Raw genomic sequence first — 14,109 nt, 5'->3', positions numbered from 1 at the left:
TTCCATAGTGACCATCAGCTTGGTTGATCATTAAGCCCGCCTATCTCGACGCTGGTTAAAACCTATACACAAGTAGGAGCTGCCGAAGGCTGCGATCTTTTGACTTTGATTTTTAAGATCAAGATCAAAAGATCGCAGCCTTCGGCAGCTCCTACCAGGGAGCGCGATGAAGTTTGCAGATTTCAGGCTTGGGTTTTGTGATCCAGCGCGGCGTAGAAGTTGGCGCTTTGTTGCAGGTATTTCTGGGTGTAGCTCTGGGTGTGGGATTTTTTGCTGTTGATTTCAACGTTGGCACTGGCTGGCAGGGCAACGGTGGCAGAGATAGCGGATGCAGCGATGATGGAGAAGAGATTGAAGTTCATGATGGTATTCCTCGGAGTCAGTTGGCTTGCTTGCCTGGTCAGGCCGTGAAGCAAACTTACTCCCCGAGGGTCCGCGCCTTGAAATGCTTTGTAGCATTAGCCGATATCAGTCTCATTAATAGAAGGGTGCAGGCCCCATCAACCGGGGCCTGCGGCCTATTGACGCAGCAGGAACTTGAGGTCGCTGGGGGCATCCATCGGCAGTTTCTGCACGATTTTGCCGAGCAGACCGGTCTTGGCATCGCGCTCGACGACGACAATCTCGTTACTTTTCTGGTTGGCGATCAAGAGGAATTTGCCACTGGGGTCGAGGCTGAATTCGCGCGGGTGATCGCCTTCCACCGAACGGCGCTGCAGCTCTTTGAGCTGGCCGGTCGCCGGGTCGATGGCAAACACCAGCATCTGGTTGGCGGTGCCACGGTTGCTGACGTAGAGGAACTTGCCATCGGCTGAGGCGTGAAGCGCCGCGCCAGCCTTGTCGGAAGTGGGTTGCCCCGCCGCCAGATCGACCATCTGGGTTTGCTTGAGCGTGCCGTCCTGGTAATCGAACACTGCCACCTGGGCGCTCATTTCCATGCTCAGCCAGGCGTGTTTGCCATCGGCGCTGAACAGCAGATGACGCGGCCCGCTGCCCGCTGGCAATTGCACCGAGGCCGGAGTCGCTGGCGTCAGTGGCAGTAGCGGGTTGGCCTTTGGATTGAAGTGGTAGACAAAGATCTTGTCCGCCCCCAGGTCATTGGAGAACACGTACTTGCCGTCTGGCGAGGAAATCGTCGAATGCACGTGCGCCGACATCTGCCGCTCCGGGTTGACCCGGCTCGACGGATGGCTGCTCATCTGCACCACCGGCTTGAGCTTGCCATCAGCGCCCACCGGCAATACCGCGAGGGTGCCGCCCGGATCTTCAACCACCGAGTAGTTGCTGACGAACAGGTGAGTGCCATCGCCGCTGAGGCTCGAATGGGTCGGCTCGTTGCCCAGGCTCTGGACCTGACTGATCAGGCTCAGCTCATGGGTCTTGGGATTGATCGCATAGCTGCTGACCTTCCCGACCGGGTCGGCCTGCCCCGGGCCGTTTTCGTTGACCACAAACAGGTGATGCTGGTCCTTGGACACGGTCAGCCAGGACGGGTTTTCGCTCTTGACCACTTGCAGTGGCCTGGCGTCGATCTGCCCGGTGGCACTGTCGAAGTTCAGGCGATAAATCCCCTGGCTCTGGCCTGCCGTATAAGAGCCGACCAGCAGTTGATAATCGTCGACGGTGGCGGCCTGAACGCCCATGGCGCCGACACTGCCCGCCATCAACAGTGGCCAGAAACTACGCATCTTCATTCTCTGCTTCCTCGTCGTCAGCACCACCGAAGGCGCTCATGCACAGCAGCCGATGCTCACCGGAATCATCGGTAACGAGCCAGCTTTGCAGGGTTGGGTCAAAGGTGGCTGCCTCAATTTGAGCCTTGCTGAATTCCCAATGCTTGAGCGCCCGGCCGTCCATGCATTCGATATTCAGACTGTCGTCTTCTTCACCGAGGTAGAAATCAGAGGCGTGCAAGCCGTCGATTTCCAGCATGTCGCAGTTTTCGAGGGCATTGAGCAAGGTATCGGTTACGGCAGTCATGGTCATCAGTCATTCAATTGGAAAGAGCCAATGATAGCTGCTCTTCCCCGTAGGAGCTGCCGAAGGCTGCGATCTTTTGACTTTGTTTTTAAGGATCAAAGTCAAAAGATCGTCCGAACGCGGCCCACCGTGAACCATCGAGTCGCAGACATCAATCATTCAATTGGAAAGAAGCAATGTTAGGGCTCTTCCCTGTAGGAGCTGCCGAAGGCTGCGATCTTTTGATCTTGATCCTTAAAAACAAAGTCAAAAGATCGTCCGAACGCGGCCCGAGCCTTCGGCAGCTCCTACAAGGATTGCGGTTGGCCGTTAGAGGGCCTCGCGCGATGGTTTGCCGTCCACCAGTCGCTGGATTCGCAGCGGGTTGGCGTTTTTCAAGGGCTCTGGCAGCAAGCTGTCCGGGTAGTTCTGGAAGCACACCGGGCGCAGGAAGCGGTCGATGGCCAAGGTGCCGACCGAGGTGCCGCGGGCATCGGACGTCGCCGGATACGGCCCGCCGTGAACCATCGAGTCGCAGTCATCGATCATTCAATTGGAAAGAGCCAATGATAGGGCTCTTCCCTGTAGGAGCTGCCGAAGGCTGCGATCTTTTGATCTTGATCCTTAAAAACAAAGTCAAAAGATCGTCCGAACGCGGCCCGAGCCTTCGGCAGCTCCTACAAGGATTGCGGTTGGCCGTTAGAGGGCCTCGCGCGATGGTTTGCCGTCCACCAGTCGCTGGATTCGCAGCGGGTTGGCGTTTTTCAAGGGCTCTGGCAGCAAGCTGTCCGGGTAGTTCTGGAAGCACACCGGGCGCAGGAAGCGGTCGATGGCCAAGGTGCCGACCGAGGTGCCGCGGGCATCGGACGTCGCCGGATACGGCCCGCCGTGAACCATCGAGTCGCAGACCTCAACGCCGGTCGGATAGCCGTTAAGCAATATTCGCCCGACCTTCTGCTCCAGCAATGCGGTCAACTCGCCGAACTGTTCAAAGTCCGCCGGCTCGCCGATGATCGTCGCCGTCAGTTGCCCGTGCAGCCCGTTCAACGCGGCGCTGAGCTGCGCCTGATCCGCGACCTCGACGAACACTGTAGCCGGACCAAACACTTCTTCCTGCAAGGCTTCATCACCCTCGATCAACAGACTCACATTCGCCTTGAACAGTTGTGGCTGCGCCTGCTTGCCTTGTTGCGGGCTACCGGCCAAGTGCTCAATACCCGGATGCGCCAGAAGTTTTTGCAAACCCTTGCCATAGCTACCCAACGTCCCGGCATTGAGCATGGTTTGCGCCGGTTGATCAGCGATCAGCCCCGCTACCTGCTGCATGAACGCGCTGAACGGCGGCGAACGCATGCCGATCACCAACCCCGGACTGGTACAGAACTGACCACAGCCCTGCACCACCGACGCCGTCAGCTCACGGGCGATGGTTACAGCCCGGGCCGCCAGCGCCTGAGGCAACACGATCACCGGGTTGATGCTCGACATCTCGGCGAACACCGGAATCGGCTGCGGCCGGGCGGCGGCCAAGTCGCACAAGGCACGACCGCCCTTGAGCGAACCAGTAAAGCCTACCGCCCGGATCGCCGGATGCTTGACCAGTGCTTCGCCGACCCCGCCGCCGTAGATCATGTTGAACACCCCGGCCGGCATCGCGGTTTTTTCGGTGGCGCGGATGATTGCATCGGCGACCCATTCTGCGGTCGCCATATGACCGCTGTGCGCCTTGAACACCACCGGGCAACCGGCGGCCAGCGCCGAGGCGGTGTCGCCACCCGCGGTAGAGAATGCCAACGGGAAGTTACTGGCGCCGAACACCGCCACCGGGCCAAGGCCGATGCGGTACTGACGCAGGTCGGGACGCGGCAGCGGTTGACGCTCGGGCAAGGCCTGATCGATCCGCGCGCCATGGAAATCGCCGCGCCGCAGAACCTTGGCGAACAAACGCATCTGGCCACTTGTGCGACCTCGCTCACCCTGGATACGGCCGGCGGGCAACGCGGTTTCGCGGCAGACCACGGCGACGAAGTCATCGCCGAGGGCATCGAGTTCATCGGCGATGGCGTCCAGAAACTGCGCTCGTCGCTCGGCACTCAGGCTGCGATAGGCCGGGTACGCGCTGGCAGCAGCCTTGGCGGCGGCGTCCACTTCTTGCGCAGTTGCCTGGTAGAAGTCACCGGGCAAGGCTTCACCGGTCGTGGCGTCGACACTTTGCAATTTGACCGCGCCGGCCGCGCTGCGCTGATCGCCGATGTAGTTGTGGCCGAGGATCGGGGTCATGCGGATCTCCTTAAAGGGTGCCGACGGTGCCGGGTTCGAACGCTGCAGCCACCGGCGCAATGCCGTTGATCAACGGTGCACCGAACTCGGCCTGGCTGATTTCAAACACATCACCCGGTTGGGTGCGGATGCCATCGGCGAAGGACAGGGTCGCGGTGCCGAAGAAGTGAATGTGCACGTCCCCCGGCCGCAGGAACTGGCTGTACTTGAAATGGTGGTATTCGAGGTTTTCCAGGCTGTGGCACATATTGGCCTCGCCACTGAGGAACTCGTGCTGCCACAGCACCTCGCCATCACGCAGGATGCGGCTGGTGCCTGCCAGGTGTTGAGGCAGTTCACCGACCCGAAGTTCCGGGCCATAGCTGCAACTGCGCAATTTCGAGTGCGCGAGGTAGAGGTAATTCTTGCGCTCCATCACGTGGTCGGAGAACTCGTTGCCCAGCGCATAGCCTTTTGATTTCTGAATGAGAGCGAGCAACTTATGGCGACTATGACGCATGTGGCAAGCAGGGGAATACCGGGCACCTACAGACCTGCGGATGAAGACCTCAGCGCTAAAACAGCTTTGCAGCCCTCGTTGTCTTCAGTCACCAATGTCTGCGACTCGCTCTCATCGATCGACAAGGCAGCCGCCACGCAAAAGCGAGCAAAAGCAAAAGGTCAAAAAATCATAAGCCTTCTCAAAAGCCGACTGTTGGACCGAGCGACCTATATTGGCAAATCGACTCTTGGGCCGACTCGTTTCAATCTCAGTGCCATAACACGATCAACCCCGGGGACTCGGTCAGCCTTGAGGCCATGGGAAATATAAATAAACTTCGCGAAAAATGTCGCGTGCTCCAATCCGACTTCGAACACTTCGACAGCAAGCTCACCGAAAAGGGTGAAGAGCTGCAGGCGTTCGGCGAAATGTGCAAGATCTATGACACCGTACAGTCTTGCTTCGGAGAAGCCAGAAAGATGAAGGATTCCTTGGGTGATGTACACATTAGCGCGATTGGCCTTGATACCTTGATCGATATGTATGAATCTCTTGGAAAAGATCTCGACAACGGGCGCCTTACAAACTTTCATAATAACCGGGACATTTCGCAAGCCCGCATAGAACAGACTTTTGAAGACATCGACTCAACGATCAAGAAAACTGAAAAACTGGTGGACAAGCCGAGCCCAAGGATGGCAAAAACCATGGGGTTCGCCTCTGTAGACGATGCAAAAACGAGCCTATCCGAGGAACTTTCCACTGGCGAGAAAAAATTGATCGAGCAACTTACCACCCTCAATAATAACCCTGGCATTCATCACAAAAGCATTCATCCTCAGCTCATAAAAAATATCGGCTTCATTAAAACAGCACTTAAAGACTTGGAATTCGATAAACGCCAACAAGATCGCCAGGAACATCTTGCACAGAAAGAAGCCGAATCACTGCTGAAAAAAATCGCGCCTTGGAAATCTGCTTCAGCAGGCCAGAAACCCATGCTCGGTAAAAAAGTTTCACACCCTCAGCCTACTGTGATTAGGCCCCATGAAACACTTGAAAAAACAGACCTTAGCCTGATGTCAGACACCGTCTCTTTGTCCCCCCCTGTCGTCAGGTAGACATGGACGCCTTGGGCTTACCAAATGTGGCGCATGTAAAAACTCGTGATAGCGCGAACAATCTCGACTCGAGCCAACAAGTTGCGCCACACAAACACCTCTCCACCTGCGCTTTTTCAACCGGGAATGGTTCAAACGCCCTGACCCCGATAAAGAAAAGTCCTCCACCCCATGGAGCTCAGCCTTTAGGTAAAATAACCGTAAAACCAATAGAACAGACTTGCAACGAGATGATCGCCAAGGCCGCAGAACTGGCGAGTACGCCGAACACTGGGACCGCCAGGGGCATGGGTTTTGAATCTGTAAGCGACACAGAAAGACAATTGACGCAGGACCTACTACTGAGCGAACAACAGCTGAAAGACAAGATCGCAACCCTTGCTATAAATAACACTCCATCAACCAGCGGAAGCTACCTTGAGCTAAAGCAATTGTCACACTTCGTTCGGCAAGCACTTATAAACCCGAACAGCCTGACGCGAACCTCTGACAAGAATGCGCAGCTTAAGGCACCCTGATATTTTCTTGCGCATGAGTCTATTGAGCGAGGAGCGACCCTGGCGATGAGCTTTTTTACGCATGGCGCTGCGAAAACAGCGTTGATATTGATGTTTTTATTCACACATGGAGTCAGTCACTATGACAGTGGGAATGCAAGCAGCCTGCAGCTCCGGTAGCGCAGCCACCCGATACATTGCCGACAACCGAGAAATCCCGATCTTGGTACCCAATAATAATGTGCGGGCTTCGCTGGTATCAACAAGCGACACTGCTCATACTTTACGCCCTATAGCCGAGCAGACTGAGCCCCCCAAACGTACATCACTGCTTAAAAAATTTATTCATTTTTTCCAATGCAAGTCGCCAACTACACCCCACGCGTTTAACTTTTATGGCAATACTTTTTATTTTGACGCTGGTGCCATAAAACGTTCACTTCCGGGCGATGAATTGCACACCAAAGCCAGTAAAAAAATAACCAAGCTTGACCAGAACATTCTGGTTATACGACGCCACTACGGGTCTAGCTCCGCGGCACCCGCCAAAGAGAATAAACGCACTTCTGTTATACGGGATCTACAGAGGAACCTCTATCACCTTAAAAAGGCTCAAGCAGAGCTTGAACGCCTGAAAGTTGCTTTTGGCAAAGACCGCACTTACGACATTGGCCTCTGTTCATTGATCGACAATTGCACGTCCTTTAGGCGAGAGCTCGACACGATGATTATTGCCTATTGCGACAAACAAAGGATTCTCTCAACCGAGAAGATAAAACAGATCTGTTCGGAGAGTATACTCATTATCGAGAAAACTGAAAAACTGTTAAAAAAACCCAATAATAAATTTCAAAACAAGGCATATAATGGAAACCTGAAAAAAGCGCTTATCGAAAATATCCATCGCTCCTGGATGGCACTGGAAGATGCAAACACCACAATCAGAAGCAATTCTCCCTGGTATTTCAGACACGAACTCATGGAAATAAATAACGCACTCACTTGCATTAAAGAGGCCGCTCGCAAACTGAATTTTGACGACCATGAGAAAAAACTGGCCGCTGTTGTTTCGTCGAAAATCCCACGTGCAAAACTGAAAAACCCAAATAGCCCCACACAATCGAACTCTTGAGCCTACCCCTGGAACAAAGAGCGTTTTACACAAGTCAACGACGCAAAGGCAAAATTATCATTTCTGTTTGAATATCTAGCAGGGAGCATAACCATGGCAACTGTGAAGCCTGTAGCCCGTATTGGTATACCAAGCACATTCGCTTTTCCGGATCCAGAAGCCCTGCACGCTAAAGATAGCTGGCCCGACTCATTGAGGTGGAGCGCCAATGTTCCAGGCGACCTCTGCGCCATAAGCAGCAAGGGCAAAGCCTCTGAGAACAAAAAAACCTGTGGCAAAAAATCATGTATTTACTCAGACGCAGGTTTTGCGCTTCAAACCGATTTGCCTATGTGAACCGATCGACCACACGCGCTGTTTCCTTTGACCTGCCGGCGATCAAAAAATCAACTCCGGGAGATCCAGCCCATCTTGAAGCCAGGAACAAAATACAGATGCTCGACAAGGAGCGTCGTCTTTTACATTTGCGCTACAAGCCCTATGCCGAAACACCCATCCCGGATGGTCATGCTTTGACCAAAAAGTGTGAGATTAGGCAAACGAATCAAAGTCTTCTCGATGACTGCTACAAACTCAAGGTCGCTTTGGGTAATGACCGCTCCCGCACTATTGGCCTGGACGCTTTGATCACTGCCTGCCAGTCGCTATAACACTCAGCCCTTTCAAGATCTTCGTGTCGAAGCTCTAACTACGGCGAATCACGACTCAATTCGCCGCAAAAACATCATCGGCCAGCTCAATTTCTATACACCCGCTCAAGATCTGGCCGTGATGGCGGGTTTGATCCCAAAGCCTCAACCTCACCGGCAAGGGAACGCTTGACATCCTCGGCCTCACCGGCATCGAACTGACCCCAAGAATGAACCTGACCCTGCCATCACCCGAGAAGACGGTAGCCGCGAAAAAATCGAAGTCCTGTACCGGATCGACACACTCAACGAAGTGGAATACTTCAAATCCGGAGGTATCCTGCACTACGTCCTGTGCCAACTGATCGCCTCATAACGCCCACCGGACGGGGTTGGTGCCCGACACCAACCTCACACCCAACACGCCACTGTGGGAGCGGGCCTGCCCGCGATAGCTATCTACCAGCCAACACAACCACCCGATAGGCGGCCGCCTTCCCAAGCAACCCCAACCCCACAAAGCTCATGCATTGGCCACATTCTCACCCACTGTCTGCAGCAAGTCGGCTTTTACCGATAAATCCAAGGGCACTAAAAGTAGTCCGTATCAACGCCGACCGAATATCTATCATCTGCTGAAAGTTTAAAATCACCGTAACGTGTCGCGCCGCTGATGGTAGGGGCATAGAGCGAGTGATCAATTTCAAACTCGATCCCGACGGCACCGTTAAGCTCGGCTACGCCAGGAACACCTCTGTGTGTTTTAACATGCGCTCTGCCTACCACCATCAGCCATTTTTCGTCTGGACCGAGACTTTGGATTTGTACGGTTGCCGAGTAGTTGAAAAGTCTGAGACGCCGCAGCTTCGCTATGTCCATGTCTACATTATCCGCGAGCATACCAACGGTGCATGACAGGTCATAATTATAATCACCCGCCAGCAGACTGTCAGCTGGAATAATTCTGATGCCTTTAGCGTGGGCTTCATCAATCATATCAGCCAATGCAGTACTAGACCCAAGGTCTGGCAAATACTTGAGGTCCACCTTGCCGTTAGGCCATGCGTTTAAAATATGTTGGCCTTCTCGACCTTCCGCGGGAAGTTCCATATATAAAATCTTTACACCGTTGCTCTGCAAACTACCCATCTGTTCTTTCAATGTTTTATACAGCACCACCAAATCAAACTCTTGGTGATTTTCACCTATAATCGCGCCCTTGTGGGTTTTGTATATTTTCTGAAAGAACGTTTCAAGGGTTTCCGAAGCAGAAACAGAAGGTAGCTGTATTGAGGTAGAGGTATAGGGCTTGCTAAAAAAATCATTGACGTCCTTTTCAAAGTGTTCACGCATCACGTTATATTCACTTTCCGACATACCGGGTCTGCGAAGGTATTGTTCGACAGTCGGAGCTCCGCCCATTAAACCGCCGGGATCGAACTGCCAGCTCCCGTCACGCCAAACAATGGGCATCCCCTGCCCCAATGGCCGCTGCGGATCGCGGATGCGCACCGTGCCCCAACCATTATCGGAATACACCTCAAACACCCGCTGCTGACCCAGCTCGCGATCAATGACGTACCACTTGTCGCTGCCTGCCCGCCGATAGAAGGCGCCGCCGAGTTCGGCACGAGGGGCATTAGTCTTGCTCAGATCGGTGGGGTTTAAGTCGTGGCGCGAAAACAGCGTATTGGGCCTGCCGCCTGGCGTGAGGCCCTCGGCATAACGCCGGACGGATCGCATGCCCAGGCTGGCCTTGCCCACGGCCAGGGCGGCTTTAAACCCCTGCATGACATCGAGTGTGTCGGCCCACAAAAAAGCCGACACCAGCAGCGCCTCGCCAGTCTCGCCGCGCCGTGTGAGTTGCACCACATCGCTTATATCGTTTGCCATCAACGGGAGTGTGAGCAGTGCGCAGGGTGCAGCCCCAATACCGGCGGTGCTGATGAGGCAAGCACCGCTAGCAGCGTAGCGTGCCCCTTTGAGGATCTCGTTTTGGATAACCTCGGCTTTGCTGGTGGTGGTCTCTGCGGTGTTGTCGATGATGTCCAGAATCAGTTGATCACAGGCCACGGCAAAATGGCTGAGCGGCCTGACCGCGGTGCGAAAACTGTTCGAACTCATGCTCTTGAACGCTTCATCAATGAGCGTGCGGTCTTGGGTCAGTACGCGTTGCTCTACCGCTTCGCGCAACGGCTCGGTGCGCAGCCAGGCGATGAAGTTGGCATCGAGCTTCCAGAGCGACTTGCCCCACGGGGCGCTGGCCATGTAAACGAAACTCTCCCGCCGAGCCTCGGCTTGCCTGACCGGCGTGCCCTGATAACGTCGTGACAGCACCCACATACCGGGGATGCGCCTTCCACGAATACTTAGCTCGCCCACTTCCTCTTTAGTCCCCGCCAAGGAGCCGGGCAGTCTGTCGACCAGACTTTTAAGCCAGAGCGATTGATCCGGTGCCAGTTCCTTGTTGTCATGCGCCATTTGTACCGCCACGCGCAGGCCTGCGATCTGCTCGGCCACGCGAAGCTGCTGGAACATAGCGTAGTGCTCAGTGTTCGGATCCAGCAGTGCACGCACGTGCGCAATATAGTCATCACCCGCATAGGTGGCACGCAGGTTGGCTTCCACACTTTGCTTTACGGCTGGGGTGTTGAGCGAGGCCTGTAGCGCAGGATCGGCGGCGGTCAGCGTGGCGTATTTCTGGAAATTATTGCTGGTGACGTTGGTGCTGGAAAAATCAAAGGGCATGTCGCCATGACCGCGATATTGTTCTAATACCCAGTCGGTCCAGGTCGTATTGCGGCTGTTGTAGTCTATAAAGACGGTGTCGGAATCCACCCGTGTCTGATTGGCCTGCGGGTTTTGCTGGTGCACGAAGCGGGTGAGCTTGGCGCTCTCCTGGCGCCGGGTAAACTCGCGCAAAGGTGGCAGGTGCTGCACGCTAAAAGCGTCCAACTGCGCTGCGATGGCAACCGCTTCGGCTTGCCGCGCAGCCAGGCTCGGGCTTTGCTTTTGCTCGCGTAGCTGGCGGTCGTTTACCGCAAGCTTATCGCTGGCCCATTGAGCGATATTGTGCGCAAAGTCGCCCTTGGCGTAGGGCGTGAACGTCAGGCTAGCCTCACTCCAAACGGCGGGTTTATCGGCGATTTGCTGAAAAAATTGACGTAAGGTGGCACGGTCTTCAGGTGCTGCCAGCGCCAGCGCTTCTTCTCTGAGCAGAACACCGAATGAGGACTGCGTGGTGACAGTCAATTCGCCCAGCAGACGCTGTTGCAGGCGACGCTGATCCAGGTCCTGGAAAAGTTCCTGGCGGGTGTTATACGCCTGCCAGGTGTGGATGTCCGGCCGGTAAAGCACTACCCCGGCGCTCTCGCCCTGAACCCCGGCACGCTCGAACACCAACCAGTTCGTCAGGTTCACCGAGACGGCCTGTCGGCCGGTGCCCTTGGACAGGCTGAGCAAACCCGTGCGCACGCCCGGCTCGTTGCGAAGGGCGTCCAGCACGATACGCTCGCCATCGAGATAAGCGCCATGCCCCGATAGCTCTCCCTTGAACCGGGCTTCCAGCACATCCCGGTGCAGCTCCGCCTCCAGACTGCGGCTGTACAGCGCCTGGAGTTGCGCGCGTTGCGTGGTATGGCGCGCGGTCACTTCAGCAAGCAGCGGCTGCCAGGCGCCTGCACCCCGTTGGAAATCCATGACGCTATCCTGCCGGGAGGCCGTCAAGACTTGGCCATCGCGCCAGACCGTGACATTGCTGATCTCAAGCCAAGGCTCGAGCCTGCTGGCCTCCAGCAGCGATAAGTGCGTGGTGATGGGCACCTGCTGCTGCCCCGCATGCACGCTGCTATTGAAGCTCATCTCATATTCATAAGGATGACCGGGCAGGCCTTGTTGCGCCCAGTAGTCCTGCGCACGCTCAAGCCAGAGTCCCGCGGGTGTGGGCAGCGCGTCGCTCAATGCGCGGTTACTGGCAAGGCAGGCGGCGGCATAACTGATCCATAATTTCTGTTCGCTCTGCGGCTGACTCTCGAGCCAGTGCATTTCCGGGTCGTTGCGCCAGTATTGTTGCAGATTGACGAAGAGCTGATCTTCCAACTGCGCGCGCTGCTGGTCATGCTGCACGGCTATTACCACCTCGCTGACGGTCACCACTCCCAGGCCAGGAATGATGACCTCGGCGGCTTCGTCCGTCACGCTGCGCCTTTGTCGTGTCGCGCCTGCGGGGGCCTGCTGCGCGACCAGGGAGCAGTCCCGCCCCAGGTCCACGTCCAACAGAGCCGCCGCCGCCTCGATCCGGGAGGGCTCGGGGGTCTGCGCGAGCAAGGCGCGTAGCGCGTCCAGGCTCGAGGTCCAGGCCCCGTTATCCTGTACATGCGGCGCCTGCTGCAGGAATGCCAGGATTTCCTGCTCACGGTCACTGACTGGCACGATGGAACGCTGCGCGGGTGGGGCGGCGTGGGGGGACAGATAACGGTAACCGGCATACAGGGCACCTGTAATCGCGGCAAAACCCACCGCTGCGGCAGCAGTGAGGCGACTTCGCTGCACAACCCGGGCCGGGACTGCGGCCAGCAATACCTGCGCTACGTCCGATGCCGGCTGGAGAAGCGTCTGGTCTTCGCCTTCGATGGGAATGTTGATGTGATCGTTGGATGAGGATTGAGCAGCATTGGCTCCACTAAATCCGAAAGCTGGGGTCAGATGGTTCGCAATCCTGATCGACCGACCTTGGTTGGTCAGCGCCCCGGCGTGGGCGTGGGGAAGGTTTGAAAATGTCCGGCCTGGCGCCGCAGAGCAATCATCTTCCAGCGGTTGTGTAGAAAGAGCAGGTACCAGGTGGCTGATCTGTCGCGGCTTCCAAAGAGTGTTCGCAATCCCTTCGATCCGGGCCTGTACGATCTCGCGTTCCTGTTGCTCAATAGTGGTTGTCGCGAGTGGGGTGAAAGGCAGCATGGGGGTGAACTGACTCACCGCTTCGTGGAACGCCGGATATCGATCACGTACCACCTGCTCGTTGGCCACCGTCGGTTGCGTACTCGCCTGCGCCAGGGCCTCGAAAAAACGCTGCTCATGCGTCCCGACGCTATGGGTCTGATTCGTCAGGCAAGGGGCGAACAGATAAAGCGCGGCCACCATGGCATCCTGCCTGCCCCAGGGCTGACACGAAGGTCCTTGCTGATGGCACGCCGCTCGCACATATGACTTTAGGGAAAACTGCTCAATGACCTGTTGAGGTGTGTTGTGGCTTTGTTGGATTTTGTTGACGAGTCCTTGCATCACTTTCGTATAGTCCAGCGTGGGTGAGGCACTGCGCATCTTTTCTACCAGACCTTTGATGGCCGCCGCCAAATCTGTGGGATCAACCCCTGCCTCCGTCAGCATCCTGGCGACGCTGTAAATCAAAAGGTCCTTTTCGAGCTCATCCCGGCGGGTATTCCCCCTCGGGTCTTGGGTCAATTCGGCGATAAATTCGTTGGCTGCTGTTTTCCACGAGAAATAGTCGCTAATACGTTGCAACAGCTCACGCGTCTGTGCTGGCAAGGTACGGCTACTCTCTACGACCGGGGCCGGGCGCTGGTTGGAGGGCGAACCGGCAGCCATACGGCGGGGCAGCCCTTCACCGCAGAGACGGTTCCCCGTGGCCATGAGCCCCAGGCTCAAGGCTGTACTCTGCGCAGGCGCAGGCCACCCTAGTACCTGGGCAGCGGCCTGTGGATGACTCGACTGTGTAGAGTTAACAGTGTTCATGGTGCCTCTCGTGTCTCAGAGTGTCTTGATCAATGCCGGTCGTGTGCGCTGGCAAGCTGCGCACAGGACAGGGCCGCGATTAAGCGTCAGCGCCCAAACCGCTTTTTTCATAAAACGCTCGAAACCCCAGTGAACGACCTGCGGATGTGTAACCGAAAATTCCGGGCACAGTCGCCGCCCGGACCGCCAACACAGCCGATCATCGCCACTCAGTGCAGTTTTAACCTGCGTGCCTCATCGACACGCCAGATGTAGAGAA

The 14,109-nt window shown here is 56.1% G+C and carries 10 protein-coding genes and 3 pseudogenes; 6 read left to right on the top strand and 7 right to left on the bottom strand.

Features of this window, described 5'->3' with window-relative positions; genetic code table 11:
- Window positions 1–182 precede the first annotated feature (182 nt).
- From JFV26_RS31420 to JFV26_RS31395, 6 genes and pseudogenes are all read right to left on the bottom strand, one after another.
- Window positions 183–362, bottom strand: a complete 180-nt coding sequence (locus tag JFV26_RS31420) for a hypothetical protein (protein WP_123514418.1) — start codon at window positions 360–362, stop codon at window positions 183–185.
- Window positions 363–518: 156 nt separating this feature from the next.
- Window positions 519–1,694 (bottom strand): lactonase family protein, encoded by a 1,176-nt coding sequence (locus JFV26_RS31415; RefSeq protein ID WP_201197449.1) that lies wholly within the window; start codon window positions 1,692–1,694, stop codon window positions 519–521.
- The gene (locus JFV26_RS31410) at window positions 1,681–1,980 is read right to left on the bottom strand and encodes a DUF5629 family protein (RefSeq protein ID WP_201197448.1); all 300 of its coding nucleotides are present in this window, start codon (window positions 1,978–1,980) and stop codon (window positions 1,681–1,683) included. The genes JFV26_RS31415 and JFV26_RS31410 overlap by 14 nt, the downstream gene beginning before the upstream one ends.
- Window positions 1,981–2,289: 309 nt before the next feature.
- Window positions 2,290–2,505, bottom strand: a pseudogene (locus JFV26_RS31405) (aldehyde dehydrogenase (NADP(+))); the annotation flags it as partial.
- A gap of 153 nt (window positions 2,506–2,658) precedes the next feature.
- Window positions 2,659–4,239 (bottom strand): aldehyde dehydrogenase (NADP(+)), encoded by a 1,581-nt coding sequence (locus JFV26_RS31400; protein ID WP_201197447.1) that lies wholly within the window; start codon window positions 4,237–4,239, stop codon window positions 2,659–2,661.
- Between the two features lie 10 nt (window positions 4,240–4,249).
- Window positions 4,250–4,690: pseudogene (locus JFV26_RS31395) on the bottom strand (AraD1 family protein); the annotation flags it as partial.
- Between the two features lie 383 nt (window positions 4,691–5,073).
- Between JFV26_RS31395 and JFV26_RS31390 the strand changes: the two are divergent.
- From JFV26_RS31390 to JFV26_RS31365, 6 genes and pseudogenes are all read left to right on the top strand, one after another.
- Complete coding sequence (locus JFV26_RS31390) at window positions 5,074–5,841, top strand: hypothetical protein (RefSeq protein WP_201197446.1); 768 nt, start codon at window positions 5,074–5,076, stop codon at window positions 5,839–5,841.
- A gap of 2 nt (window positions 5,842–5,843) precedes the next feature.
- Entirely contained in the window at window positions 5,844–6,359 is a 516-nt protein-coding gene (locus JFV26_RS31385) for a hypothetical protein (RefSeq protein WP_201197445.1), read from the top strand.
- A 121-nt stretch (window positions 6,360–6,480) separates the two neighbouring features.
- Complete coding sequence (locus JFV26_RS31380) at window positions 6,481–7,470, top strand: hypothetical protein (RefSeq protein WP_201197444.1); 990 nt, start codon at window positions 6,481–6,483, stop codon at window positions 7,468–7,470.
- Between the two features lie 93 nt (window positions 7,471–7,563).
- Window positions 7,564–7,806: a hypothetical protein gene (locus JFV26_RS31375; protein ID WP_201197443.1), complete on the top strand. Its 243-nt coding sequence runs from the start codon at window positions 7,564–7,566 to the stop codon at window positions 7,804–7,806.
- Complete coding sequence (locus tag JFV26_RS31370) at window positions 7,803–8,120, top strand: hypothetical protein (RefSeq protein WP_201197442.1); 318 nt, start codon at window positions 7,803–7,805, stop codon at window positions 8,118–8,120. The genes JFV26_RS31375 and JFV26_RS31370 overlap by 4 nt, the downstream gene beginning before the upstream one ends.
- Window positions 8,121–8,257: 137 nt before the next feature.
- A pseudogene (locus tag JFV26_RS31365) lies at window positions 8,258–8,475 on the top strand (hypothetical protein); the annotation flags it as partial.
- Window positions 8,476–8,690: 215 nt separating this feature from the next.
- Here JFV26_RS31365 and JFV26_RS31360 read toward each other — a convergent pair.
- Entirely contained in the window at window positions 8,691–13,763 is a 5,073-nt protein-coding gene (locus JFV26_RS31360; RefSeq protein ID WP_201197441.1) for a hypothetical protein, read from the bottom strand.
- Window positions 13,764–14,109: the final 346 nt, after the last annotated feature.

This window comes from Pseudomonas sp. TH31 (assembly GCF_016650815.1).
GTDB lineage: Bacteria > Pseudomonadota > Gammaproteobacteria > Pseudomonadales > Pseudomonadaceae > Aquipseudomonas.
This window is presented reverse-complemented; position numbering and strand designations above follow the sequence as displayed.